This is a genomic window from Chitinophagales bacterium, assembly GCA_040877935.1.
Lineage (GTDB): Bacteria > Bacteroidota > Bacteroidia > Chitinophagales > CAIOSU01 > JBBDNB01.
In genome coordinates this window covers 79,764-105,670 of record JBBDNB010000039.1, presented here as the reverse complement: position 1 = coordinate 105,670, position 25,907 = coordinate 79,764, and the positions used below count along the sequence as shown (strand labels likewise).

Sequence of the window (25,907 nt, the reverse complement as noted above, 5' to 3'; positions counted from 1 at the left end):
GCTTTAGTATAAACTCTTGATAAAAGCATTGATTATTATTAGTAATGTTTTTTCCATCCACTTAGCTTGCTTAATTTTATAGGATGAAAAAACATGCAGATACATTAATTATTGGAGCTGGTGTAGTGGGGCAGTCTATAGCATTGAGTGAGGCTTTAAAAGGCAAGAAAGTAAAGATTTTAGACCGTTCTCAAAAATCTGCGGGAGCATCTGTTCGAAATTTCGGTATGTGCTGGCCAATAGGGCAAAGTGCGGGTTTCTTTTTTGATATTGCCTTGCGCAGCAAATCCATTTGGGAAGATATTGCCCGACACACGGGAATGTATCTCGACAAAAAAGGCGCATTATATATTGCGCGCAATAAAGCCGAGCTTGATGTACTGGAAGAATTTGTAAAAAATTCTGCTGGAAAAGGATACAAAGTAAAAATGCTGACACCGGATGCTGCAATGAAAATCAGTCCCGGATTAAAAAAAGACGGATTACTTGCAGCCATGCACAGCAAAACTGAGATCATCTTAGATCCGAGGGAAGCATTGGAGTTACTTCCGGTCTATCTGAAGGAGAGGTATTCTGTAGATTTTCACTGGGAAACCTGCGCCCTGCATATTGAAGGGCAAAATGTCTATACCTCAAGAGGGGAAACCCTAAAAGCCGATAAAATTTATCTATGTAATGGTCCGGATTTCGAAACGCTATATCCCGATATTTTCATGCAAGCCGGTATCACCAAGTGTAAACTACAAATGATGCGCACTAAAAAACAGCCCGGCAACTGGCGCATTGGCCCGGCACTGACAAGTGGTTTGACTTTTACAAATTACCCTGCTTTTAGCGAATGTAAAAGCATCAATGCACTTAGAAAAAGTATTGAGAAGGAATATCCAGAATATTTAAGATGGGGCATTCAGGTGATGGCCTCACAAATGGCAGACGGGGCTATCACTATTGGCAAATCCCAGGAACATGGCTGGATGCCCGAACCTTTTGATAAAAAACACATCAATGAATTGATACTGGATCATCTCAGCGGATTTTTCGAAGCACCGGTAATGGATATTGCGGAAACCTGGCATGCGGTATATGCTAAATCTACACGGGGGGAAAATGTGCTGGTGCATCCGGTAAACGACCATGTAACCATAGTAAATGCCCTGGGCGGAGCCGGAATGACTTTGGCGCCCGGCTTAGCAGAAAAAATTACTTCCGGCAATTTCAGGCTTTCTAATTTTGCTTTTGTTTCGGGGAAGAGGTGAGGGCAGTTTTGTTTGGAATGAGCTAGAACCTGATAGGCTCGCCCGTCCGAATGCCCGCATGAACAAAGTCATTCGGGCAGGACTCAGCCGGGCGGACATTCGCTATGCTTCAGGCTATGCTGCAAAATGCGCGCCAGCGGGGAGCTCCGATAGACTGGCAGCGATTACGCTCGTGCCGATCTCCAGCCTTTCTGCCGTTTTCCTGATGAGCTTTTCCAGTTGGTTATCGTTGTAGAGGTCCAGGTTGTGGCGCAGCGGTGGGCGGCTGCTGTCCCTCAGCTCTACTTTTAGGGTAGCCCGCATCCTGTCCAGGCCTTCCAGCTTGATGCCGCCCAGCACCGTGAGCCTTAGCAGTTCGTTCTGGTAGATCAGTTGTTCGGGGTTGCTCGGGTTAAATTGCTTTGCTGACATAGAAAAACATTTTTTCAGTACCTTATTGGGTGTAAAGGTATATTTTCCAATTCAACAAAACAAGCCTATCGGATTTTTAGTTACCTTTTCCTATGCCTATATTTGTGTTAAACTAACAAAACACGGTCGTTCTGACCCTTTTAAGGTACTTATCATGGGATTGGATTTCGGTAAAAAACTGGCGGAGTGCAGGAAGGCTAAAAACCTCTCGCAAAAGGAACTGGCTAAGCTCCTGAACACCTCGCATTCGGTGATCGGCAAGTACGAGAGGCAGGAGATGACGCCCTCCATTGAAGCTGCCGTGAAGCTGGCGAACCTGCTCGGCACTACCGTGGGGTATCTGCTCGGTGAGAACAAGGAGGCAGGTTTTATGAAAGATCCCGCTATGCTAAAAAGGTGGCAGGAGATTGAGGCGCTGCCCGAGGAGGACAAGACATGCGTGCTCTATACCGTGGACAACCTGTTGAGGGCGGCCAAACTTAAAATGATTTGATTTTCCTCATGGATTATCACCATTTTCTAAATTGCTTGTACTTGCATTGATGGATGTTTTTTATTTAAGAACCACTTATCAAAAACCGCTATATAAATGCTGAAAAAGCACTTTTTCAAATTAGCTGCTCTGCTGTTTATTTTAATTATATACTTCGTAAGTAATGATTATTACTATCAAAAAAAGGCTTTTGATAATGGAAGTACTGTAAGTGTTGAAGTGTATAAAACTCGATGTAGGAGAACAGGTACTAGCTTAATTGACGTAAAAAACAATGGTGAAGTACATACAGTCAAGGCAAGTAAGAGAAACTGCAAAACATTAATAAAAGGCCAAAGAATAAAAGTCTTATTTTCTCCAGAAAATGACTCATATTATTGGAATAAAGAGCCTTCAAAAATACCTATTTACTTTTTCCCATTTATAATATTTCTTATAGCATACCTATTAATATTAGACAGAAGAAATTAATTTACTGGATTAGCCATTACATATTTAAAAGAGGGCAATTTGAACTTATCTATCTCAATAGACTTCTGTTCATAATCAACCGCAGTTTGAACCATGTGTGTCATAAAACTCTTGGTTTCGATTTTTAAGGGCAGGCTTTTTGTTTTTTCTAAAATAGGATACCAATGACCGTACTTATGCCCCTTGTAAAGCTTGGGGTCTATTTTTAAATAATTGCTATTATACCATATTATTGTTTCTCCAAATTTTGACTTTACTGATACAATATCAGTAGGTATTCCCAAAATAGTATCTTTTCTATCTAAACTCTTAATCCCAATTAGTTCATCAATGAAATCTCTACTATCTACTGTTATTGCAGTATCCGAACCTTCTTCCCAAGAGTAAATTAATTTATTTTCTGGATCATATAATTGATATCCTCTTTTCTGCCCCCCTGTCATTACAGATAAATAATTTTGGTTTTTATAGAAATACCTTTGTTTTGCCTTGCCGTCACTTCCATACTCTTCTTCTATTTTTGCATTCCATAGGCTATCAGATATAATCTTAGGGTTAGGGTTTAACGCTTCTATTTCATATACTACAACCCCTTCGAAATCCTGGGCTTGAACAGCGTAACAAAAACAAAATATAACTAATGTAATTAATTTCATAACGTGTGTTTTATTCTTCATTTTTACTTTCTTCATTTACGATTTTTCCTGCTGAAGCAGGAACAGCACCATCAATAACTCTTTCAGCCGCATTTAACTGTATAAATTCATTGCTCGCTTTCTTACCTTTTTCAGTAAACTCGTTCTTTGTTTCTTGGCTTGCTGATTTACGGGATGCCCTATCCTTAGCATTAGCTATCTCAACCTTCTTATTACCACTGCCTAAATCTGCATTTTTAACTTTACTACTGTAGGCTTTCCCTATTCCATAGCTCACTAAGGTTTGTTGTACGACATCTTTAACATCAATCTCATCATCTTTCAGTGCAGCTTGTAGTGTATTATTTATCCCTTCAATTAAAATATCCCCTCCTTCTTTTATCATTATCTCAAGTGCTTTCCTGTTTCGGGATTTCGCAAAGAAAGAAGCCCATTTACTCATTCCCCCATCAAATGCACCAGAAACTGCTCCTGTAGCCGTTGAGATAACAACATCCTCCCATACTATATTTTTTAAGGCTGTTTCTGCATCATTTCCTTCTACAAAGAAAGCTACGGCAAATTGAGCAACAATCTCTGTAATCGCTCCAGCTATCGCCCCACTTATGCAAGTGGCACAATCCCCATCTTTATCATCTAAGACAATAGGATTACCATCCATAGTCATGTAAGGACTTTGCCATGGCATCGATGCGGTCTTGGGGTCGATCGACCACCACCTGAGTAGCCTTGTGTCCATCTGCCTGAAGTGCGTGGTGTATAGCCCCTTGGCTATCTCATCGTCCCTCTCACTGCCTTGGTAGCCGAAGCGATAGGGTGAATTGGCGTAGAATACCCTCCCGGGCATTAACATCCCGCCTGTATAGTAATTATTAGCTACAATAATATTTGAATTGTTCAGGCGCTTAGTCATCTAACTTCTCCTTCTTAGATTTCTTCTTTTTTTCCTTTTTGGGTTGCTCATCCTCCGCTTCTTCCATTTCTGTCTCTTGAACATCTTCTTCTGGCAAATCTTCTATTTCTTCCTGCTCAATTTCTTCTACTTGCTCAGGGGCAATTGTATCCTTTTCATTTGTAACTGCTTGCTGCTTTACCGCTTGCAGTGCCTCTTCTGAGCAGTATTCTTCCAGGTTGTCTTTTGCATTTTGATCGCCAGATTCTGCTGCTTTTTCCCAGTCTGAGCAAGCCATTTCTGCTTCACCCATGGCATAATAGGCTATTGCCCTGCCATTCAGCGCTCGATAGTGGTTATTGTCAAATTTATCAAGGATTGTGGTATAAGTATCGGCTGCTTTTGCATAATTGCCGCTTTGCGATTCAGCACTGGCTTTATTGATAAATGCAATCTCATTGTTGGGATTGTGTGCCAGGCAATTGTCAAGTGCCCGAATTGCTTTTTCAAATTGTTTTAGGTGCAGGTAGCATAAACCCAGTTCAAGATTGACGTACTCGGGTTTGAAATTGTTTTTTGCCAAATCTTCAAGGTAGGAAACTGCCCTTTCATATTCACCTGTTTTCCGGCTGCTGCGACCAAGTTGTAATTTGGCTTCATTGGAAAGTTTTTCTTTGGAGTAATTCGTTTTAGCAAGCATTTCATAGGCCTCTTCATCTTTTCCAAGTTCCAGCAAAAGTTTTGCGCGCTTTACCTGTACCTCTTCATTGTCGGGGCTGATTTCCAGAGCTTTGGTAAAATCAGCCAACGCTGCTTCCTTCCTGTTTATTTTATAATTGGCCACGCCCCGCAAATCGTAATAAAATGAAAACTGAGGGTCTTGTTGTATCAATTGATCATAATCTTTTACTGCAGCTTCAAATTTTTCCCTTTCCATATAAATGGCTGCACGATTGCGCCTGGCGTAGTCATAAGAAGGATCTATGTTAAGTGCTTTTGAAAAATCATCCAAAGCTTTATCCTTTTCTCCCATGCTGCTGTAGAGAATACCTCTTTCAGCATATGCTTTTTTATAATTACCATTAATTTGAATGGCCTTGGTATAGCTGTCAACAGCTGCTTGCTTATCTCCTTTAGCTGAATAACTGTAGCCTTGAGAGTAATAAGCTTCAGCCGTTTGTGCCTGTAGCTGAGCGGACAGAAGCACAATTGCAGCAATAATAAAAAACAATTTTTTCATAACCGATTGTTTGTTCGGAATGAATATAAAGATTATTTGTTCTTCTTTATCAAAAAAGAGGATAAATAACTAAGACCTATCAAAGCAAATTATAGATAAGGAAAATCAAGCCTGAGCAGGTGGGCCACCAAAATTCATAGGAATACCCTGCACCTGTTCTGTGTCCTTTATCTCTCCATGCGTGGCTTCAAACTTGGCGACATTTTCTTTAAGAGCTTTCATCAATCGCTTTGCATGTTGTGGAGTCATGATAATCCTGGATTTGACTTTAGCCTTGGGAACTCCGGGCATTACGCGTACATAATCCATCACAAACTCTGCATTGGAATGCGTGATAATGGCCAGGTTGGCATAAATGCCTTCTGCCATTTCTTCGTTTAATTCAATATTCAGTTGATTCTGATTATTAGCTTTCTGGTTTTGATCTTTTTTATCTGCCATAAGTTCAATTTACAAAAAAGGCCGGTATTAACCGACCTTTCAATTTAATTATTTAAAATTTAGGCTTTATCACCGCCTTCTTCTAATTCACGCTCAGCTTTTGCAGCTTCTCTTTCTTTCTTAGCGGCAAGCAGTTTTTCATACTCCGCTTTAGATCCGACAATCACATCTTTCCAAACACGAGTACCTGTACCTGCCGGTATTTTGTGTCCAACAATAACGTTTTCTTTCAGACCTTTAAGGTAATCGTCTTTAGCCGCAATTGAAGCAGTGCTCAACACCTTGGTTGTTTCCTGGAACGATGCAGCTGATATCCAGCTTTCAGTACTTAAAGAAGACCTGGTAATACCCTGAAGTACTGGTTCAGAAGTAGCTGCAATCGCATCGCGATAAGCAACTGCTTTTTTGTCATTGCGCTTCAGATAAGAGTTTTCTTCTCTGATTTGACGCAGGGTAACAATCTGTCCTACTTTTAGATTGGCTGAATCTCCAGAATCTTCGATTACTTTCTTATCAAATATCTGATCGTTTTCTTCGATAAATTCAAATTTATCAACAGCATCTTTTTCCAAAAAGCGTGTATCCCCAGCATCAAGAATTCTCACTTTACGCATCATCTGACGAACAATCACTTCGATGTGTTTGTCATTGATTTTCACTCCCTGCAAGCGATAAACTTCCTGTATCTCATTCACAATATATTCCTGAACAGCCCAAGGGCCTTTAATTGCCAGTATATCTGTAGGTGTAATTGCTCCTTCCGAAAGCTGCATTCCAGCTTTTACAAAGTCATTTTCCTGAACCAAAATATGCTTGGTCAAAGGAACCATGTATTTCTTTTTGACTCCATCTTTGGACTCTACCAAAATTTCACGATTACCCCTTTTAATGCCACCGAAACTCACCACTCCATCAATAGCTGTAACTACCGCAGGATTAGATGGGTTTCTTGCTTCTACCAGTTCAGTTACTCGTGGAAGACCTCCGGTAATATCCCTTACTTTTCCTGATGATCTCGGAATTTTCACAAGGATATGGCCTACTTTAACTTTCTCACCTTCATCTACTGTAATGTGAGAACCTACAGGCAGGTTATATTCCTTCAGCACTTCACCTTTTTTACCAGTAATATTAATAGTAGGTATCTTTTTCTTATCGCGGGTTTCTACCACAACTTTTTCTTTGTGGCCGGTCTGCTCATCAGCTTCTTCCCTAAAGGTAACACCATCAATAAGATTGAGGTATTCTACTTTACCTTCATGCTCAGAAATAATAACAGCATTATAAGCATCCCATGAACAAAGCAAATCATCTTTCTTGACCTTTTGCCCATCTTTAACATGAAGAATAGAGCCATATGGTATATTGTTGATCATTAAACTCACCTTTTTCTTAGGTTCATTCAATCTCAATTCTCCAGTTCTTCCAATTACTTTCTGCTCTTTTTCGCCTTGTTTATTGACAGAGTTTACAGTTCTTACACCTTCTAATTCAATTTCACCGTCAAATTTAGCGCGCAGTTCAGATTCAGCTGCAATATTAGATGCAGTACCACCAGCGTGGAAAGTTCTAAGTGTTAACTGTGTACCCGGCTCACCAATAGACTGAGCAGCTATAATACCTACCGAGTCTCCGGTTTTGGCAATCCTGTTATTGGTAAGATTTCTACCGTAGCATTTCACACAAACACCGCGTTTGGTTTCGCAAGTTAATACAGAGCGGATTTCCACCATTTCGATAGGTGATTTTTCAATCTTATTTGCAATAGCTTCAGTAATCTCATCACCGGCTTTTGCATAAAGTTCATCACTTATCGGATCATATATATCATGCAGACTTACACGTCCGACAATTCTATCGAAGAGTGATTCTACAATATCTTCGTTTTCTTTGAGGGCCGTTACTTCAATTCCTCTCAAGGTGCCACAGTCTTCTTCAAGAATAACAACATCCTGGGCAACATCTACCAATCTTCTGGTCAAATAACCGGCATCTGCTGTTTTAAGAGCTGTATCCGCAAGACCTTTACGCGCACCGTGTGTAGAGATAAAATATTCCAATACTGATAGCCCTTCTTTCAAATTTGAAAGAATCGGGTTTTCAATAATTTCTCCACCAGTATTGGATCCACCTGATTTTCTAGGCTTAGCCATCAAACCACGAATACCTGATAACTGGCGAATCTGCTCTTGCGAGCCCCTTGCTCCTGAATCAAGCATCATATACACTGAGTTGAATCCCTGACGATCATTTTCAAGATTGGTCATCAAAGTTTTAGTCAAACGCGTATTCATACGTGTCCAAATATCCACTACCTGGTTGTAACGCTCATTGTTGGTGATCAGACCCATGTTGTAGTTTTCCCATACACCATCCACTTCAGCCTGGGCTTCAGCAAGCATATCTACTTTATCATCGGGAATTAACAAGTCTCCCAGGTTAAATGACAGTCCACCTTTGTACGACCAATGGAAACCTAAATACTTAATAGCATCTAAGAATTCTGTAGTCCGTGGAATATCAGTTTGCTTAATCACATAACTGATTACCTGTCCGAGTGTTTTCTTTTTCAATAAAACATTTATAAAACCAGCTTCATTAGGTACTACTTCATTGAAAATAACCCTTCCGGTAGTTGTTTCAACGATTTTTTCCTCGTAATTGCCGTCTTCATCTCTTAAAGTAACACGTACTTTGATGACAGCATGCAGGTCAATCTTATTTTCATTATAGGCAATGATGACTTCTTCTGGAGAATAGAAAGTCATTCCTTCACCGCGAATTGGGACTTCCTTAGTGCTTTTTCTTTCTTTGGTCATGTAGTACAGACCCAAAACCATATCCTGAGATGGCAGCGTAATTGGCGAACCATTCTGAGGATTCAGCACATTGTGTGAAGAAAGCATCAGCATTTGAGCTTCAAGAATTGCCGCATTACTCAAAGGAACGTGAACAGCCATTTGGTCACCGTCAAAATCCGCGTTGAATGCAGTACAGGCAAGCGGGTGCAGTTGTATGGCTTTTCCTTCAATTAATTTAGGCTGGAATGCCTGAAAACTCAATCTGTGCAGCGTTGGAGCACGATTGAGCATTACAGGATGTCCCTTCAAAATATTTTCAAGAATATCCCAAATCACAGGTTCTTTTCTGTCAACCAGTTTTTTAGCTGATTTTACAGTTTTCACTATGCCTCTTTCAATCAGCTTGCGAATAACAAAAGGCTTGAAAAGCTCAGCAGCCATATCCTTTGGAATACCACATTCGCTCAATTTTAAATCTGGCCCTACTACAATTACCGAACGACCGGAATAGTCAACCCTTTTACCCAGCAAATTCTGACGGAAACGCCCTTGTTTACCTTTGAGCACATCGCTTAATGATTTCAGAGCTCTTCCTCCTTCAGCTTTTACAGCATTGGATTTCCTTGAGTTGTCAAACAAAGAATCAACTGCTTCCTGAAGCATTCTTTTCTCATTTCTGAGGATAACTTCAGGCGCTTTGATCTCCATCAATCTTTTCAGACGGTTGTTCCTGATAATTACTCTTCTGTAGAGGTCATTCAGGTCGGAACTTGCAAAACGTCCACCATCCAACGGCACCAAAGGCCTTAATTCAGGTGGAATAACAGGTAAGTATTGCATGATCATCCACTCGGGACGATTTTCCATTCTATTGTTTGCATCTCTGAAAGCTTCAACTACAATCAACCTTTTGAGTGCCTCTGCTTTTCTTTGCTGAGAAGTCTCATTGGCTGCCTGATGCCTTAATTGATAAGAGAGATCATCTAATTGCAGACGAGACAAAAGCTCTTTGATAGCCTCTGCTCCCATAGCTGCGATGAACTTATTGGGATCATCATTGGGCAGCATCTGGTTTTCCTTGGGTAATTTTTCAAGGATGTCCAGGTATTCTTCTTCAGTTATCAGTGAAAGGTATTCAAAAGGATTTCCTTTTGCATCTTCCATCTGCCCAGCTTCACCAGCCTGAACGATAACATATCGTTCGTAGTAAACTATAGACTCCAGCTTTTTAGAAGAAAGCCCCAGCAAATAACCAATTTTATTTGGCAATGATTTAAAGTACCAAATGTGCACAACAGGAACTACCAATTTAATATGGCCCATGCGCTCTCTTCGCACTTTCTTTTCAGTTACTTCTACACCACAGCGATCACAAACGATTCCTTTATAACGGATGCGCTTGTATTTACCACAATAACATTCAAAATCTTTAACAGGCCCAAAAATTCGCTCACAGAACAAGCCGTCTCTTTCGGGCTTGTAGGTTCTGTAATTAATGGTTTCAGGTTTTAAGACTTCCCCATATGACCTTTCGAGAATGGCATCCGGGGAGGCCAGGCTGATCGTCAATTTGGTAAAGTCGAAACTTGTTTTATTATCCTTTTTTATAGGCATTGGAATTCCTCCTGATTTTACTTTAATAGAAACTATTCAAAACTCAATTCAAGACCCAGTCCTCTTAATTCGTGTAACAACACATTAAAAGATTCGGGTAAAGAAGCGTCTGGCAGATTATCGCCTTTTACAATGGCTTCATAGGCTTTTGCCCTGCCTTGTATATCATCTGATTTAATTGTAAGCAATTCCTGCAAGATATTGGCAGCACCATATGCTTCAAGTGCCCATACCTCCATTTCACCAAGTCGCTGACCACCAAACTGTGCTTTACCACCAAGGGGTTGCTGTGTAATGAGTGAGTACGGACCGATGGAACGGGCGTGCATTTTGTCTTCGATCATGTGGGCCAGTTTGAGCATATAAATCACTCCAACTGTAGCTTTCTGGTGGAATCGATCTCCTGTCTCGCCATCATAAAGATAGGTTTGTCCTAAACGCGGCAATCCTGCTTCATCTACTTTCTCGTCAATTTCTTCATAAGAAGCTCCGTCAAAGATTGGAGTGGCATATTTTACACCTGTTTTCTCTCCTGCCCAACCAAGTACGGTTTCATAAACCTGTCCAAGGTTCATCCTTGAAGGTACACCCAGTGGATTCAATACAATATCTACAGGAGTACCATCTTCTAAGAATGGCATGTCTTCTTCGCGCACAATTTTAGCAACAATACCTTTGTTACCGTGACGTCCGGCAAGTTTATCACCAACTTTGAGTTTTCTCTTTTTAGCCAAATAAACTTTAGCCATTTGCAATACACCGTTTGGCAATTCATCACCTACAGAGATGTTGAATTTCTCGCGCTTGTAGCGTCCGAGCTCTTCATTGGTTCTTAGTTTGTAGTTGTGCAACATGGTTTTGATAAGGCCGTTCATTTTATCGTCCTTAGTCCAATTGTTGTAATCTACATTTTCGAAATCTACATCTGCAAGAACTTTCTGTGTAAATTTCACGCCTTTTGCTATTACATCTTCTTTAAAGATATTAATAACACCGGCAGAAGTTTTACCATTCAGCAGCTTGTAGAGTTTCTGAATCAAAAGATTTGTAATCTCTTTTACATTCTTATTGTGCTCATCCTCAATACGCTCGAGCAAAGGTTTTTCCTTTGTTTTAGAAGATTTATCCTTGCGCGCCCTTGCGAAAAGTTTGGTGTCGATTACCACACCTTTAGTTGATGGTGGTGCTTTCATTGAAGCATCTTTCACATCTCCGGCTTTGTCACCGAAAATAGCACGCAACAATTTTTCTTCAGGAGTAGGATCAGATTCACCTTTAGGTGTGATTTTTCCAATAAGGATATCTCCATCCTTAATGTGTGCTCCAATTCTTACAATACCATTTTCATCCAATTCCTTAGTGGCTTCTTCACTCACATTGGGAATATCATTGGTCAATTCTTCTTCGCCAAGTTTGGTATCTCTCACATCCATTTCATATTCCAAAATGTGCAGAGAAGTAAAAATATCTTCTTTAACAACTTTCTCGGATACCACAATAGCATCCTCGAAATTGTAACCTTTCCAGGGCATAAACGCCACTTTCAGGTTTCTTCCAAGTGCCAGTTCGCCCTTTTCAGTAGCATATCCTTCACAAAGAATGTCTCCTTTTTTGACACGCACACCTTTTGATACGATAGGTTTGAGGTTGATGCAAGTGTTTTGATTGGTTTTCTTGAATTTAGTCAATTCATATGTTTTGGAATCTCCTTTAAAAGAAACCAATTCATCATCCTCGTCCATATCGTATTTTACTACGATTATGTCAGCATCAACATATTCAACTACACCATCACCTTCCGCATTGATTAGTGTCCTGGAATCGCGCGCTACAACTTCCTCTATACCTGTACCAACAATAGGAGATTGAGGCTGCAAAAGAGGAACTGCCTGACGCTGCATGTTTGATCCCATCAAAGCACGGTTGGCATCATCATTTTCCAGAAAAGGAATGAGTGATGCTGAAACACCTACAATTTGATTAGGCGCCACATCCATATATTCCAATTCATCTGGTTGAAGAATAGGAAATTCACCGGAGTGTCTTGCTTTAATTCTATCGTTGAGGAAATTACCTTTACCATCAATAGGCGCATTTGACTGTGCAATACGCTTGTCATCTTCTTCTTCCGCAGAGAGGTAGCGGGGCTGATCGGTTACATTGACAATACCTTCTTTCACCTCTTTATAAGGTGTTTCGATAAAGCCCATTCTGTTGATCTTAGCATGTACACAAAGTGTAGAGATCAAACCAATGTTTGGACCTTCAGGTGTTTCAATAGTACAAAGCCTTCCGTAGTGAGAATAGTGAACGTCACGCACCTCAAAACCAGCTCTTTCACGAGATAAACCACCTGGGCCGAGTGCTGAAATTCTTCTCTTATGAGTAATTTCAGAAAGCGGATTTGTTTGGTCTAAAAACTGAGACAACTGACTGGTACCAAAAAATGAATTGATAACAGAGGAAAGTGTTCTTGCATTGATCAAGTCAATTGGAGTAAATACTTCATTGTCACGAACATTCATTCGCTCTCTGATGGTTCTGGCCATTCGCGCCAAACCAACACCAAACTGACCATACAATTGTTCTCCTACGGTTTTTACCCGTCTGTTGCTAAGGTGGTCAATATCATCAATCTCAGCTTTTGCATTGCTCAACTGGACAAGATATTTTACAATGGCAATGATATCTTCTTTAGTAAGTGTTTTGGTATCAACACTCATGTCGATATCCAATTTTCTATTGATTTTATAGCGCCCTACTTCACCGAGATCATATCTTTTATCAGAGAAAAATAATTTTTCAATAATTCCTCTTGCAGTTTCATCATCAGGCGCATCGCTTCCGCGCAACTGACGGTAAATGTGCTGAACCGCTTCAATTTCAGAATTTGAAGTATCCTTTTGCAATGTGTTGTAAATAATTGCATAATCAGCACTCAATTCTTCTTTCTGAAGAATTACTGTTTCAACATCTGTTTCAAGGATTTGCTCTATAGCTTCATCATCGAGAATTGTATCGCGTTCAAGAATAACTTCGTTCCTTTCAATTGACACAACCTCACCGGTATCTTCATCCACAAAATCCTCAATCCATGATTTAAGAACTCTTGCTGCGAGCTTTCTGTCTTTAATCTTTGGAATGTTCTTTTTATTTACTTTCACTTCATCGGATAAACCAAAGAGTTCAAGTATGTCTTTATCATTGTCATAACCAATTGATCTTAAAAGCGTGGTTACAGGGAACTTCTTTTTACGATCAATATAGGCATACATCACATTATTGATGTCTGTTGCAAATTCCATCCATGCACCTTTAAAAGGAATTACACGGGCAGAATAAATTTTAGTGCCGTTGGGGTGGAAGCTTTGTCCGAAGAACACACCAGGTGAACGATGCAATTGAGAAACAACAATTCTTTCGCCACCATTAACTACAAAAGTCCCTTTGGGAGACATGTAGGGAATATTTCCAAGGAAAACATCCTGAACAATAGTTTCAAAATCAACGTGTTCCTCATCATTACATGATAAGCGCAGCTTAGCTTTTAAAGGCACACTATAGGTGAGCCCTCTTTCCATACATTCTTCTATGGAGTAGCGCGGAGGATCAACAAAGTAGTCAAGAAATTCCAGTTCGAAAATATTCCGGGTATCTGTAATCGGAAAATTTTCCATAAAAACCTTAAAAAGACCTTCATCTTCTCGGTTTTCAGCGGTTGTTTCCAACTGGAAAAAGTCTTGAAAAGACTTTAACTGTATGTCTAATAAATCGGGATATTCACTTATTCGAGCAATTTTTCCGAAATTAATTCTTTCGGGGTAAGTCGTTTGAGCCATAGAAACAAAGAAGTTTAAATAAAAAAACAATAATTGATAAATAGGCTTAGTCGCCAAACAGACGTACTAACCCTATTTATAATTATTTTTAGTACCGGTAAAAATTGAATTTACTTCAACTCAACACTGGCACCTGCCTCTTCCAACTTGGCCTTGATAGACTCAGCTTCGTCTTTAGATGCAGCTTCTTTTACCGGTTTTGGAGCTCCGTCCACCAATTCCTTGGCTTCTTTCAGACCCAATCCGGTAATTTCTTTAACAAGTTTAACGACAGTAAGTTTACTACCACCGGCAGCAGTCAGAACTACGTCAAACTCAGTTTGTTCTTCAGCAGCATCGGCTTCACCGCCACCGCCACCACCGGCAACAGCTACTGCTGCAGCGGCAGGTTCAATACCATATTCTTCTTTTAAGATGTCAGCCAGCTCGTTTACCTCTTTTACAGTAAGGTTAACAAGTTGTTCTGCAAACTCTTTTAAATCAGCCATTTTACAAATTTTTTAATTGATTAAATATTTATGCGTCCTTTTGGGACAGTGTTTTAAGAATACCTGAGAGCTTCTGTCCTCCGCTACCCTGTAGGGCAGAAATAACATTTTTAGCAGGAGACTGAAGCAATGCAATCACATCACCGATAAGTTCATTCTTAGATTTGAGGGAAGCCAGCTTCTCGAGCTGCTCATCTCCAATAATGATGTCTGTATCGATATATGCAGCCTTCAGGTAAGGCTTTTCTGATGATTTTCTGAATTCTTTGATTATTTTGGCCGGAGTATTGGCAACGGCACTGAACATAAGTGCAGTAGTGCCTTTCAAAACAGAGTCTGAACCTTCAAATGTACGATCGGATTTCTCCAAAGCAAATTTGATCAAAGTGTTTTTAGCTACTTTCATCTCTATTTCTTTGCCAAAACAAAGTCTTCTCAAGTTGTTTATCTCCTCAACCGTCAAACCGGAAGTATCGGTAAAGTAAAAATTGTCGGCTTCTGAAAACTTTTTTGCCAACTCGTCAATAACAAGTGCTTTATCTTCTCTTTTCATTTTATATACCGCTTACAGATTTAGTATCAATTTTCACAGAAGGACTCATTGTACTTGCCATGAAGATACTTTTGAAATAAATTCCTTTCGCTGATGATGGTTTCATTTTGCTCAATGTCTGCAATAATTCAGCAGCATTTTCCCTCAACTGTTCGGCAGAAAAAGAAACCCTTCCTACTGAAGCATGTATGATCCCAAATTTATCAACACGAAAAGCAATTTTTCCTTTCTTCACTTCTTTCACTACATCACCAATATCATTGGTAACAGTCCCTGACTTAGGATTGGGCATCAGGTTTCTTGGTCCCAACACACGTCCCAATCGGGCAATTTTAGGCATTACACTTGGCGATGCTATTACAACATCAATATCTGTCCATCCGCCTGAGATCTTTTCTACATAATCATCAAGGCCAACATGGTCAGCGCCAGCAGCTTTTGCTTCTTCTTCTTTATCTGGTGTGCAAAGTACAAGAACTGTTTTGTCCTTTCCAGTACCATTTGGTAAAGAAACTGTACCACGTAATGCCTGATCAGCTTTTCGGGGATCTACACCTAATTTAATGTGTAGGTCCACTGAAGCATCAAATTTTACTTTCGTGAGTTCTTTGATCAAAGCACAAGCTTCGGATAAAGGATATTCTTTACCTGCCTCAACTTTGTCCTGAACTGCTTTTCTATTTCTAGTTAATTTCACTTTATAAAAGTTTATTTATTCTCATTTTATTTTTCCCAGGGAGCTCTACCGCTAACGGTCATCCCCATACTTCTTGCTGTTCCTGCAACCATTTTCATCGCAGATTCAACAGTAAATGCATTTAAATCCGACATTTTGGTTTCGGCAATTTCTTTTACCTGATTCCAGTTTACAGAACCAACTTTCACCCTATTGGGCTCAGCAGAACCTTTTTTAATTTTTCCCAATTCAAGAAGTAAAACAGGAGCCGGGGTAGTTTTAATGATAAAACTGAATGATTTATCCTTAAACACAGTAATGACAACCGGAATCACCTTTCCTTGCTGATCTTGGGTTTTTGCATTAAACTGCTTGCAAAAATCCATAATGTTAACCCCTTTGGCACCCAATGCTGGGCCTACTGGTGGTGCAGGATTTGCCTGACCGCCTCTTATTTGAAGCTTTATATAACCTTGAATCTCTTTAGACATTTTTTAAGATATTTTTTCTACCTGCATAAAATTCAATTCAACAGGTGTGCGCCTGCCAAATATTTTTACTATAACTTTCAATTTTTTCTTGTCTTCCTGAATTTCTTCAATATCACCTTTGAAATCATTGAAAGGGCCGTCAATAATTTTGACCGTTTCATTCACGATAAATGGCTCGTTCATCACATTTTCTCCCATCTCCTGTATCTGATCTACTTTTCCGAGAATCCTATTAACCTCTGTCTGACGCAAGGGTGTAGGTTTGTTTTTTCCCAGAAAATGAATCACTCCATTTGTAGTAGAAATGTGAGAAATTATCTCACCACTTAGTAGCGACTCTACTGCTTCAACAAGAATATAACCGGGAAAGAAATTGCGTTCTTTTACCACTTTCTTACCGCTTTGGATTTTATACACTTTTTCAGTTGGCACCAATATCTGCTTAACGATATGTCCCCAGCCCGATTTGCGTACTTCATTATCCAAATATTCTTTCAGTTTGCGTTCTTTACCGCTAATAACGCGTAATGCAAACCATCTTAATCCATCTGTCTTATTCTCTTCAGACATTTCTTAGTATTTCACCTCTCTTAAGTTTAACCGGCTATCGCCTGATAGACCAATTTTAAAACATTATTGGAGGCCTGATCCATTGCCAAAACAACCAAAGATATAATGATGGAAGCTATTAAAACCAAGACTGCGCTATGCTGCAACTCCGGCCAGCTTGGCCAAGTCACTTTATGTAATAGCTCTTCGTAGGCTTCCTTAATATATACTCTAACTTTCAGCACATTCTTATGTTTAATTATTTGCACGGGAGGAGGGACTCGAACCCCCAGCCAATGGTTTTGGAGACCACTACTCTACCAATTGAGCTACACCCGTTTACCGCTATATTATTTTACAATTTCAGTTACCTGACCAGCTCCTACAGTTCTGCCACCTTCACGGATTGCAAATCTGAGTCCTTTGTCAAGCGCTACCGGGTAAATAAGTTTCACATTAAGTGTTACGTTATCTCCGGGCATTACCATTTCTACACCGTCTGGCAAAGAAATTTCACCAGTAACATCTGTAGTTCTAAGGTAAAACTGAGGTCTGTACTTGTTAAAGAATGGAGTGTGACGTCCACCTTCTTCTTTGTTCAGGATATACACTTCACATTTGAATTCAGTGTGAGGAGTAATTGAACCCGGCTTACAAATCACCATTCCTCTTTTGATATCGGTTTTTTCAATACCTCTTAAAAGAATACCAACATTATCGCCAGCTTCTCCGGTATCGAGAATTTTTCTAAACATTTCAACTCCTGTACAAGTAGATTTCATTGGTTGCTCCTGAAGACCGATGATTTCCAAAGCATCTCCGGTATTTACAACACCTCTTTCAATTCTACCAGTAGCAACAGTACCACGTCCTGTAATTGAGAACACATCTTCAACTGGCATCAAGAAAGGCAGATCAACTTCTCTTGGAGGAAGTGGAATATCACTATCCACAGCATCCATCAAAGCTTCAATGGCTTTTTCAGCTTCAGCATCTCCTTCGAGCGCTTTCAATGCAGAGCCTTGAATAATAGAAATATTGTCTCCATCAAAATCGTAGAAGCTTAATAGCTCACGAATTTCCATTTCAACCAATTCCAACAATTCAGGATCATCAACCAAATCCACTTTATTCATGAATACCACAACTGCAGGAACACCAACCTGTCTTGACAACAAGATGTGCTCTCTGGTTTGAGGCATTGGCCCGTCAGTAGCAGCAACTACCAAAATAGTACCGTCCATTTGGGCAGCACCTGTAACCATATTTTTAATATAATCAGCGTGACCAGGACAATCTACGTGAGCGTAGTGTCTTTTTTCTGTTTCGTATTCTACGTGCGCAGTATTAATAGTAATACCCCTTTCTTTTTCTTCAGGTGCAGCATCAATGGTATCATACCCCATGCTTTGCGCAAATCCTTTTTTGGACAATACTGATGTAATGGCCGCAGTCAAAGTAGTTTTACCGTGATCCACGTGACCAATTGTACCCACATTCAAGTGAGGTTTCGTTTTTTCAAATTTTTCTTTAGCCATGACTAAACTGTTTTTAATTAATTGATTATCTAAATATTCCTAATACTCTATTGTAATAAAAGCTTTCTTCCGAGCCAATGAGGGGAATTGAACCCCTGACCTCTTCCTTACCAAGGAAACGCTCTACCCCTGAGCTACATCGGCTGTTCTGCCCAAGAGCAGAAAAAATGAGCGGGAGACGAGACTCGAACCCGCGACCCTCAGCTTGGAAGGCTGATGCTCTACCAACTGAGCTACTCCCGCTTATAATATTCCTTAGCGTGGGGAGAGCAGGATTCGAACCTACGAAGTCGAAGACAACAGATTTACAGTCTGCCCCAGTTGGCCACTTTGGTATCTCCCCAGTTTCGATAAAAGCGAGCCAATGGAGGGATTCGAACCCCCGACCGGCTGATTACAAATCAGCTGCTCTGGCCAACTGAGCTACATTGGCACTCGCATTTATACAATAATATTTCAAACAACACCCTTAATTTCGGCTTGCAAATCTAAAAATACTTTGCTTGAATTACAAGGGAATACTGAAAAATTATGCCTTTAATTTTTCCTTTTGTTTTTTAAGTTGCCTGGTAAGGGATTCAAAGCACTTATTCAGTGACTCTTCAAAGGTTTTAGAAGTAAACCCGGAGAAAAGTGTGTTGCCTGGAATATTGAGCTTTACATCGGCTGTTTTATCTCTGACTTGCCCATTTCCGCTGTCAAATTTAAGGAAAATATCCACGGATATTATCTTATCGTAAAATTGCGTAAGTTTTTTCGCTTTCTTTTCTGTAAAATCTACCAATTTCTGGTCTGCATCAAAATGAATGGCCTGAAGTTTAATTTCCATAATTGTAATTTTTTTACGCTTTGGGATGCGCTTGTTTATAAATAGATTTAAGTTTTTGTATATCGTTGTGCGTATAAACCTGTGTAGCTGCAAGACTGCTGTGCCCTAGCAGTTCTTTGATGGCATTGATATCTGCACCGTTGTTGAGTAGATGTGTGGCAAAAGTATGTCTCAAGATATGCGGACTCTTTTTTTTCAAGGTAGTGACTAAAGATAAGTATTTGTTCACGATTTGATAAACCAATTTAGGGTAAAGTGGCACTGCCTTTTCCGTAACGAAAAATGCCGGTGTTTCTGATTGGAAAATGGCTTTTTTTTCTAAAAGATAATTTTCAATGGATTCGCCTAATTTTTGATCGAAAGGCAATAAGCGTTCCTTGCGCCCCTTACCGGTGACCCTCAGTGTTCGCTGAGGCAGTGAAAAATCACTTTCTTTTAATGCAATCAATTCTGCACGCCTGAGGCCCAGGGCGTAGAAACACTCCAATATCAATTTGTCGCGGCAGCCGATATAGCCTTCCGGAAAAGGGATGTCATCAAATAACTTTGCTATTTGCTTTTCCTCTACAAATGTGGGTAGTTTTTTGCCTTGTTTGGGGGCTTGTATTTTTGCTGCGGGATTGGATTTGAGCAGCCCTTCCCGCATTGCAAACCTGAAATAGGATTTGAGACTGGAAAGTTTCCTGTTGATGGAAACGGCTGTTTTCTGCCCTTCGATCAATGCCACCATCCAGGAGCGGATGTGGTGATGGCTGAGTTCTTCTATTGCGGGTGATTCGTACTGCTGCTGAAGAAAAAGGAGGAATTGCTCAAGATCGGAGCGATATGCATCTAAAGTATGCGGGGAATATCGCTTTTCGTACTTTAAATAATCTAAAAATCGCTTCAGGTTCATAAGAACAAAATAAACAGGTGGATTTTGGGCCGCCTACTTATTTGATCTTACCTGAATTGATCATTTTCTGCTTGTAGGCAGCTTTTAAAACTTCTTCTCTTCTTTCAACAGATGGCTTGGTGAAATGTTGCCTGGATCTCAATTGTTTCATGATTCCGGCTTTTTCGTACTTCTTTTTGTACTTTTTCAGCGCTCTGTCAATAGACTCGCTATCTCTTGCATCAATTATAAGCATAATATCGGTTTTTAAAAACGAATGGCAAAGATAAATTTTTGTTTTGGAAAAATGCAAGAAAAAATGAGCTTCTTGATATTATATTGCTCTATACAGGGAATTAATGCTTCTGTGTTGAATGCTGTGGGGAATTAGATGCTGTTTATTTCATCAAAGTAAAAATTCCAAACCTAAACCAGTATAAATCCTGATTTCTAAATCATAAATGCTAAACAAGCCCAAAATGATAAAGCTTCAATGTCTGAAACATATGATCCCTCCGAGATCAGTGAGTGGGGGAGTTCCGTCTTTTTACAAACATCTGATCCCGCTGGGATCAATTGGTCTTTGATCGAAAAACTTCTATAGGATTTAATGCTTTCGTTCTCTTTCTCAATGGAAATTAGAGCTGACAATGTTCGAACTTGCTTTCCAATGGGTCATGACCCATTGGAGTTCGGGCAGAATAAAAGAGATGATATCTTTTTTGGAAAGATGTCATCTCTAATGCTGATTCGAAAGGTTAAAGGTCAGACAACTTTATCTTACACTCATCCACGTTAAGAACTGGAGTGGTCAGACGACTAAAAAAGTCGTCCGACCACTTACTTTATAGCTGTACACAAAATCCACTTTGTAAATACCTTTAAAAGTATACTTTCCCTACTTCAAAATCTCCCTGCTGATTACCAGCTTTTGGATTTCTGAAGTGCCCTCCCCTATGGTGCAGAGCTTGGAATCTCGGTAAAATTTCTCTACCGGAAAATCCTTGGTATAGCCATAGCCGCCAAAAATCTGCACTGCTTCGGTGGAGTTTTCCACCGCTACTTCAGAGGCGTAATATTTTGCCATAGCGGATTCCTTGGTCATTTTTTTGCCTTCGTTTTTCATAACGGCAGCACGCATGGTCAGTAATTCTGCATTTTCTATTTTTATGGCCATGTCTGCCAACTTAAAGGATATGGCCTGGAATTTGGATATCGGTTGTCCGAACTGTTCTCTTTCTTTGGAATACTGCAATGCAGCTTCGTATGCGCCTTTGGCTATTCCCAGCGAAAGTGCTGCAATGGAAATCCTGCCGCCATCCAATACCTTCATGGCCTGACGGAATCCTTCCCCTACTTCCCCAAGCACATTTTCCTCAGGCACACGGCAGTCCTCAAAAATCATTTCAGCGGTTTCGGAAGCGCGCATGCCCAGTTTGTTTTCTTTTTTTCCACCTCTGAATCCTTCTGTACCTCTTTCCACTACAAATGCCGTGATGCCATTGCTGTCGAGCGGTTCACCGGTTCTGGCCAGCACTACGGCAATATCTCCACTGATACCGTGTGTAATCCAGTTTTTTGCACCATTGAGCACCCAGTAGTCTCCATCTTTTTTGGCCGTACATTTCATGCGCATGGCATCGGAGCCGGTATTGGCTTCGGTCAATCCCCAGGCGCCAATCCATTCGGCAGTGGCCAGTTTGGGCAACCATTTTTTCTTTTGCTCCTCATTTCCAAATTGCATGATATGTCCCGTGCAGAGTGAATTGTGCGCTGCCATAGACAGGCCAATGGATCCGCAATATTTTGAAATTTCTGAAATCGCTGTGACATACTCTGTATAACCAAAACCGGAGCCACCGTATTCCTGCGGCACCAACACGCCCATCAAACCGAGCTCACCGAGTTTTTTAAAGGTTTCCAAAGGAAATTCCTGCGATTCATCCCACTCCATAAATTTGGGTTTGATGTGCTTTTCTCCAAAATCGCGCAGCATCTGCGTGATCATTTTCTGATTTTCGTTCAGTTCAAAATCCATGTTTGTTATTCTTTTGTGTTTTGTCTGTTTAAGCTATAGAAACAGACCGTTTTATTAGCAATAAAGTTTTTAATTCAATTAAGGGTTTGTAACAAACCCTAAGCATAAGGTGCCAGTGAAATTATATGCGGCACCTGATTTCTGATTTGTTTTACTCCATCGAGGAATTCCAGACTAACTAGAAATGCCGCAGCCACAACTTCTGCCCTTTGTCTTTTTATCAACTCTATAGAGGCCATTACTGTTCCTCCGGTTGCAATCAAATCATCGTGCAGCAAAACTTTTTGTCCGGGCTTCAGTACGCCATTGTGCATTTCAATGGTTGCCGATCCATACTCAAGATCATAGGAATAGCTAATGGTGGTGCCCGGCAACTTGCCTTTTTTGCGAATAGGGATAAAAGGCACATCTAAACGAGCGGCAAGCATAGGGCCAAAGAAAAAGCCTCTGCTTTCAACAGCACAAACTACATCCACTTCTTCATCCAACTGTTCAATAAATGCATCTACAATTTCCCTGCAAACAACAGGGTCTAATAAAAGTGGTGTAATATCTTTAAAAACAATTCCTTCTTTGGGAAAATCGGGAATATCTCTAATCAGATTTTTTAGCTTCTGCTCTATCATCGACAACTAAGTAGGGAGCAATTTTACGATATAATCGCTTGTTTACCAAATAATAGGTTTTGATATCGGAGACCTCTTTGTAAAATCCATTGTATTCTCTGTGATTGATAATGTTATTGGCCACATTTTTATCAATATAGGGATGCCTGACCATATCTATCCATTCGGCAGTATTGAGTGCTATGGGATTAATTTCAGCAGAATCAATTTTGATATGTGGCAATATTAATTCCCAGCGCGAACTGTCCATTCCATAGACTTCCAATAACTGGGATTTATCTCTGTAGCCACCGAGTAAATTTCTGTATTTAATGATCAATGAAGAAAAAGCTGGGCCAATGCCTTTTATTTTCATAAGTTCCAGGCTATCGGCAGTGTTGATTTCTACAATTAAAGAAGTAGTGTCAGGAGAATAAGCACTTTTGAAAGCCGGTTTTTCCCAGTCAGTTTTTTGGTCTTTATCTGCTTTATACTTTTGCTCAGGGATATCTACATATGCCTCAAGGCGATGATAATCAGCATCGCTGATGCCGTATATCTTTTTGAAGTCTTCCTTTTTATAAAACCGACCTCCTTTCTCGCGGTAATTTAAAATGGTGTGGGCCACCTTTTCGGACAATCCCAAATTCACAAAATCATCAAAAGTTGCTTTATTGGGATTAAAAGGAAATGGATTTGCCAATAGGGAATCTCTTGTTTTTTGCTCCTTTTGCAATTGCAGTTCTTTCTTCAAACTTTCCAGGGAATCTTTTTTTCTTTCTGCTTCAAGCAAAGCAAGTGCATTTTCAATTTTACTGAAATCTGTTTTTTCTTTTGGGAGAAAGTAAGGAAAAAAATAGGGCATGGCAATTCCTATGAGCAGCAATAAAATCAACAATATAAACCCATTGCGCTCGCTATGTGTAAAATCCATCCAGTCTTTCCAGTGCGAAGGCATAGTAAGGGTTTTTTATTTTCTAAAGATGCCATCGCTATAAAAGTATATAAAATTTTATAGGATTAATAATTTCAAGGATAAGTGTCGGGTAAATTACGCTAATGAACTGAATTCATACGCGCGAGACGCGTACTATAACAAAGGGTAAATCCTGGGTCGAAAAGCGGTCTGACGGTTCATTTATTAAAGTTATCGATATAGTTGAAGCTGGTTGCAGTCTATTAAGAAAACCGTTGACCGATATGGTATTAAGTTTGTGGAGCGGACTCAATTTTGAACAGTAATATAAAAGGACTGGGAATATAATTTATCACTACCCATTCATATGCGCGAGACGCGCGCTGTAAAGAAGACACAAGGAGGCTTAAAGATCAAAACCAAAACTCAGGCTTTCACCACTTTTTCCTTATTGTTATAATACCAAATAAAAAACAAAATACTGATAAAGGCATAAGGCATAATCAGCAGGTAAAGAATACCGGCATTCAGCCCCAGTGCCATAGTGCTGCCGCTTTCAAGCGATGATTCAGCAGCGGCCTTGCACATTGGGCATTGGGCGTTGGCCATTGCAACAGAAAACAAAACCAAAAGACCTGAAAATATAATTCTCTTAATCATTTGTGATGGTTTAATAATACGGTGAAATCAAAAAATAAACCAAAACTCCGCTAACTGTAACGTACAGCCACATAGGAAAAGTCCATCGGGCTATTTTTTTGTGTTTTTCAATATCATTGCTCAGCGCACGGTAAAAGGTAAACAAAATAAAAGGAAGCACAATGGCCGCAAGGAAAATATGCGTGAGCAAAACAAAATAATAAATGTATTTCAACAAGCCCTCACCACCATATGTTGTGGGTTCTGAAACACTGTGGTAAAAAACATAGGACAATAAAAAAATCGTGGAAATAGAAAAAGCAAACAACATTGAAGCCCGGTGTGCTGCAATATTTTTTTGCCGGATAAAATAAAAACCCGTGAGCAATGCCAGAGTAGCCAAAGAATTTAGGGAAGCATGAAATTTTGGAAAAAAGGAAAGCTCAATACTTGTTTCCAGGTTTAATGCCGGGCCGTAAAACAAAAAAGCCACCAATGCGGGAACAGCCACTGAAACGATCAGTATCAAATTTTTAATGAAATTACTGCTTTGCGTCATCCGCTTGTTTTTTTCTTGCTTTCCCATCTTCTATTTCATAGTTGATATCAAGGAAAACAATGTCTTTCATCAATTCGTTTACCGTACTTGAATCCGTTCCATCATAATAGCCCCGGATAAAGCCTTTTCTGTCTAAAAGCACCATCCGCTCGCTGTGTACAAAAGGTTCGGGAACGGTATCAGTGCCCAAATCTATGGCAGGCAATTTAAAAAAACCTGTAGCGAGTTCATAAATGCTGTCCTTGTTTCCGGTAAGCAATTTCCAATAATCGTAGCTGATATTCTCTTCTTTGGCATAATGCTGCATTCTGCCTACGGTATCCGTCTCCGGATCTACAGTAATTGAAATCAGTTGGTAATCTGCTTTGAGATTGGGGTGTTCAAAAATATATTTTTGCAGGCGTTGCATTTGCCCGGTTAGTTTTGGGCAAATACCGGGACAAGTCGTAAAGAAGAAATCCACCACCGCTATTTTACCTTCAATATCCTTTCTTTCAAAAGTTTCACCTTTTTGATCGATCAGGCGAAAATCAGGGATACTGTCTAAAGACAAAAAAGGGAGTTCTTTGATACGAACTCCCTCATTCTGTTTTTTAAACTCAAAATAGGCGTAAAAGATCAATGGAATGATCAGCACAATAGCCATTGCAACGAATTTATTAAACTTCATCGTACAACTTTATTCACCCCAGAACAGCTTGTAATTAAGCCAGGACTCGCCTTCCATCATAAAAGCAATAATCGCCCAGACTAAAAAAAGAAAAGGGACTAAGATGGTAAGCGTGAGTGCGCGGGTTTCATACTTAAGGTGCATAAATTCACCCATAATAAAGAAAGCCTTCATGCTACTCATAATTATAAAAAGCAAATTTAGCACTACCCTCGACCAGTCTTCAGGCCAGATAATTGCCATACCTACTTCCAGTACAGTAACTACCGCCATTATCCAGGTAGATCTCCAAACTGCGCTTTTTTGTCTTTGATATGCTGCATCGTCTAAATGTCCGGCTGCCATATGTGTTGTTTTTTACTTTTTTA

General features: G+C 39.9%; 27 protein-coding genes and 5 tRNA genes. 3 read left to right on the top strand and 29 right to left on the bottom strand.

Annotation, left to right across the window (positions count from 1 at the left end):
• Window positions 1–83 precede the first annotated feature (83 nt).
• Window positions 84–1,256 carry a TIGR03364 family FAD-dependent oxidoreductase gene (locus tag WD048_09555; protein MEX0812448.1) on the top strand — a complete coding sequence of 391 codons (1,173 nt, stop codon included), beginning with the start codon at window positions 84–86 and terminating at the stop codon, window positions 1,254–1,256.
• Window positions 1,257–1,370: 114 nt separating this feature from the next.
• On the opposite strand, the gene WD048_09550 is transcribed toward WD048_09555, so the two are convergent.
• Window positions 1,371–1,667, bottom strand: coding sequence for a hypothetical protein (locus WD048_09550; GenBank protein ID MEX0812447.1), 297 nt, complete (start codon window positions 1,665–1,667; stop codon window positions 1,371–1,373).
• 154 nt (window positions 1,668–1,821) lie between these two features.
• Between WD048_09550 and WD048_09545 the strand changes: the two genes are divergently transcribed.
• Window positions 1,822–2,160, top strand: a complete 339-nt coding sequence (locus WD048_09545) for a helix-turn-helix transcriptional regulator (GenBank protein ID MEX0812446.1) — start codon at window positions 1,822–1,824, stop codon at window positions 2,158–2,160.
• A gap of 96 nt (window positions 2,161–2,256) precedes the next feature.
• Window positions 2,257–2,631 carry a hypothetical protein gene (locus WD048_09540; GenBank protein ID MEX0812445.1) on the top strand — a complete coding sequence of 125 codons (375 nt, stop codon included), beginning with the start codon at window positions 2,257–2,259 and terminating at the stop codon, window positions 2,629–2,631.
• Here WD048_09540 and WD048_09535 read toward each other — a convergent pair.
• From WD048_09535 to WD048_09400, 28 genes are all read right to left on the bottom strand, one after another.
• Window positions 2,628–3,323: a hypothetical protein gene (locus WD048_09535; GenBank protein ID MEX0812444.1), complete on the bottom strand. Its 696-nt coding sequence runs from the start codon at window positions 3,321–3,323 to the stop codon at window positions 2,628–2,630. The genes WD048_09540 and WD048_09535 overlap by 4 nt on opposite strands.
• On the bottom strand, window positions 3,298–4,200 hold the full coding sequence (locus WD048_09530) for a hypothetical protein (GenBank protein ID MEX0812443.1): 903 nt from the start codon (window positions 4,198–4,200) through the stop codon (window positions 3,298–3,300). Before WD048_09530 ends, WD048_09535 begins: the two co-directional genes overlap by 26 nt.
• Window positions 4,193–5,419, bottom strand: coding sequence for a tetratricopeptide repeat protein (locus WD048_09525; protein ID MEX0812442.1), 1,227 nt, complete (start codon window positions 5,417–5,419; stop codon window positions 4,193–4,195). The genes WD048_09530 and WD048_09525 overlap by 8 nt, the downstream gene beginning before the upstream one ends.
• 105 nt (window positions 5,420–5,524) lie before the next feature.
• Complete coding sequence (locus tag WD048_09520; protein MEX0812441.1) at window positions 5,525–5,860, bottom strand: DUF3467 domain-containing protein; 336 nt, start codon at window positions 5,858–5,860, stop codon at window positions 5,525–5,527.
• A 59-nt stretch (window positions 5,861–5,919) separates the two neighbouring features.
• Window positions 5,920–10,275, bottom strand: a complete 4,356-nt coding sequence (gene rpoC / locus WD048_09515; protein MEX0812440.1) for a DNA-directed RNA polymerase subunit beta' — start codon at window positions 10,273–10,275, stop codon at window positions 5,920–5,922.
• A gap of 32 nt (window positions 10,276–10,307) precedes the next feature.
• Complete coding sequence (gene rpoB / locus WD048_09510) at window positions 10,308–14,114, bottom strand: DNA-directed RNA polymerase subunit beta (protein ID MEX0812439.1); 3,807 nt, start codon at window positions 14,112–14,114, stop codon at window positions 10,308–10,310.
• Window positions 14,115–14,224: 110 nt separating this feature from the next.
• A complete protein-coding gene (gene rplL / locus WD048_09505) occupies window positions 14,225–14,602 on the bottom strand; it encodes a 50S ribosomal protein L7/L12 (GenBank protein MEX0812438.1) in 378 nt (125 codons plus the stop codon).
• A 28-nt stretch (window positions 14,603–14,630) separates the two neighbouring features.
• Window positions 14,631–15,155 (bottom strand): 50S ribosomal protein L10, encoded by a 525-nt coding sequence (gene rplJ, locus WD048_09500; protein ID MEX0812437.1) that lies wholly within the window; start codon window positions 15,153–15,155, stop codon window positions 14,631–14,633.
• A 1-nt stretch (window position 15,156) separates the two neighbouring features.
• A complete protein-coding gene (gene rplA, locus WD048_09495) occupies window positions 15,157–15,852 on the bottom strand; it encodes a 50S ribosomal protein L1 (GenBank protein MEX0812436.1) in 696 nt (231 codons plus the stop codon).
• 26 nt (window positions 15,853–15,878) lie between these two features.
• Window positions 15,879–16,322, bottom strand: coding sequence for a 50S ribosomal protein L11 (gene rplK, locus WD048_09490; protein MEX0812435.1), 444 nt, complete (start codon window positions 16,320–16,322; stop codon window positions 15,879–15,881).
• Between the two features lie 3 nt (window positions 16,323–16,325).
• The gene (nusG, locus tag WD048_09485; protein MEX0812434.1) at window positions 16,326–16,892 is read right to left on the bottom strand and encodes a transcription termination/antitermination protein NusG; all 567 of its coding nucleotides are present in this window, start codon (window positions 16,890–16,892) and stop codon (window positions 16,326–16,328) included.
• Between the two features lie 26 nt (window positions 16,893–16,918).
• On the bottom strand, window positions 16,919–17,116 hold the full coding sequence (secE, locus tag WD048_09480) for a preprotein translocase subunit SecE (GenBank protein ID MEX0812433.1): 198 nt from the start codon (window positions 17,114–17,116) through the stop codon (window positions 16,919–16,921).
• A gap of 21 nt (window positions 17,117–17,137) precedes the next feature.
• Window positions 17,138–17,210, bottom strand: a tRNA-Trp gene (locus WD048_09475).
• An 11-nt stretch (window positions 17,211–17,221) separates the two neighbouring features.
• Window positions 17,222–18,409, bottom strand: a complete 1,188-nt coding sequence (gene tuf, locus WD048_09470; GenBank protein MEX0812432.1) for an elongation factor Tu — start codon at window positions 18,407–18,409, stop codon at window positions 17,222–17,224.
• Window positions 18,410–18,481: 72 nt separating this feature from the next.
• Window positions 18,482–18,553: transfer RNA gene (locus WD048_09465), tRNA-Thr, on the bottom strand.
• Between the two features lie 26 nt (window positions 18,554–18,579).
• Window positions 18,580–18,652 (bottom strand) — tRNA-Gly (locus WD048_09460).
• Window positions 18,653–18,670: 18 nt separating this feature from the next.
• Window positions 18,671–18,752 (bottom strand) — tRNA-Tyr (locus WD048_09455).
• A gap of 16 nt (window positions 18,753–18,768) precedes the next feature.
• A tRNA-Thr gene (locus WD048_09450) sits at window positions 18,769–18,842 on the bottom strand.
• 96 nt (window positions 18,843–18,938) lie between these two features.
• Window positions 18,939–19,238 (bottom strand): ribosome-associated translation inhibitor RaiA, encoded by a 300-nt coding sequence (raiA, locus tag WD048_09445; GenBank protein ID MEX0812431.1) that lies wholly within the window; start codon window positions 19,236–19,238, stop codon window positions 18,939–18,941.
• 13 nt (window positions 19,239–19,251) lie between these two features.
• Window positions 19,252–20,133 carry a tyrosine-type recombinase/integrase gene (locus tag WD048_09440; protein MEX0812430.1) on the bottom strand — a complete coding sequence of 294 codons (882 nt, stop codon included), beginning with the start codon at window positions 20,131–20,133 and terminating at the stop codon, window positions 19,252–19,254.
• Window positions 20,134–20,170: 37 nt separating this feature from the next.
• Entirely contained in the window at window positions 20,171–20,368 is a 198-nt protein-coding gene (rpsU, locus tag WD048_09435; GenBank protein ID MEX0812429.1) for a 30S ribosomal protein S21, read from the bottom strand.
• 642 nt (window positions 20,369–21,010) lie between these two features.
• Complete coding sequence (locus WD048_09430; GenBank protein MEX0812428.1) at window positions 21,011–22,150, bottom strand: acyl-CoA dehydrogenase family protein; 1,140 nt, start codon at window positions 22,148–22,150, stop codon at window positions 21,011–21,013.
• 98 nt (window positions 22,151–22,248) lie between these two features.
• Window positions 22,249–22,776 carry an adenine phosphoribosyltransferase gene (locus WD048_09425; GenBank protein MEX0812427.1) on the bottom strand — a complete coding sequence of 176 codons (528 nt, stop codon included), beginning with the start codon at window positions 22,774–22,776 and terminating at the stop codon, window positions 22,249–22,251.
• Window positions 22,745–23,713, bottom strand: a complete 969-nt coding sequence (locus WD048_09420) for a helix-hairpin-helix domain-containing protein (protein ID MEX0812426.1) — start codon at window positions 23,711–23,713, stop codon at window positions 22,745–22,747. Before WD048_09420 ends, WD048_09425 begins: the two co-directional genes overlap by 32 nt.
• Window positions 23,714–24,097: 384 nt before the next feature.
• Entirely contained in the window at window positions 24,098–24,331 is a 234-nt protein-coding gene (locus tag WD048_09415; protein MEX0812425.1) for a hypothetical protein, read from the bottom strand.
• 10 nt (window positions 24,332–24,341) lie between these two features.
• Window positions 24,342–24,869: a DUF420 domain-containing protein gene (locus WD048_09410; GenBank protein MEX0812424.1), complete on the bottom strand. Its 528-nt coding sequence runs from the start codon at window positions 24,867–24,869 to the stop codon at window positions 24,342–24,344.
• Window positions 24,853–25,539: an SCO family protein gene (locus WD048_09405; GenBank protein MEX0812423.1), complete on the bottom strand. Its 687-nt coding sequence runs from the start codon at window positions 25,537–25,539 to the stop codon at window positions 24,853–24,855. Before WD048_09405 ends, WD048_09410 begins: the two co-directional genes overlap by 17 nt.
• Window positions 25,540–25,548: 9 nt before the next feature.
• Window positions 25,549–25,884, bottom strand: a complete 336-nt coding sequence (locus WD048_09400) for a cytochrome C oxidase subunit IV family protein (protein ID MEX0812422.1) — start codon at window positions 25,882–25,884, stop codon at window positions 25,549–25,551.
• Window positions 25,885–25,907: the final 23 nt, after the last annotated feature.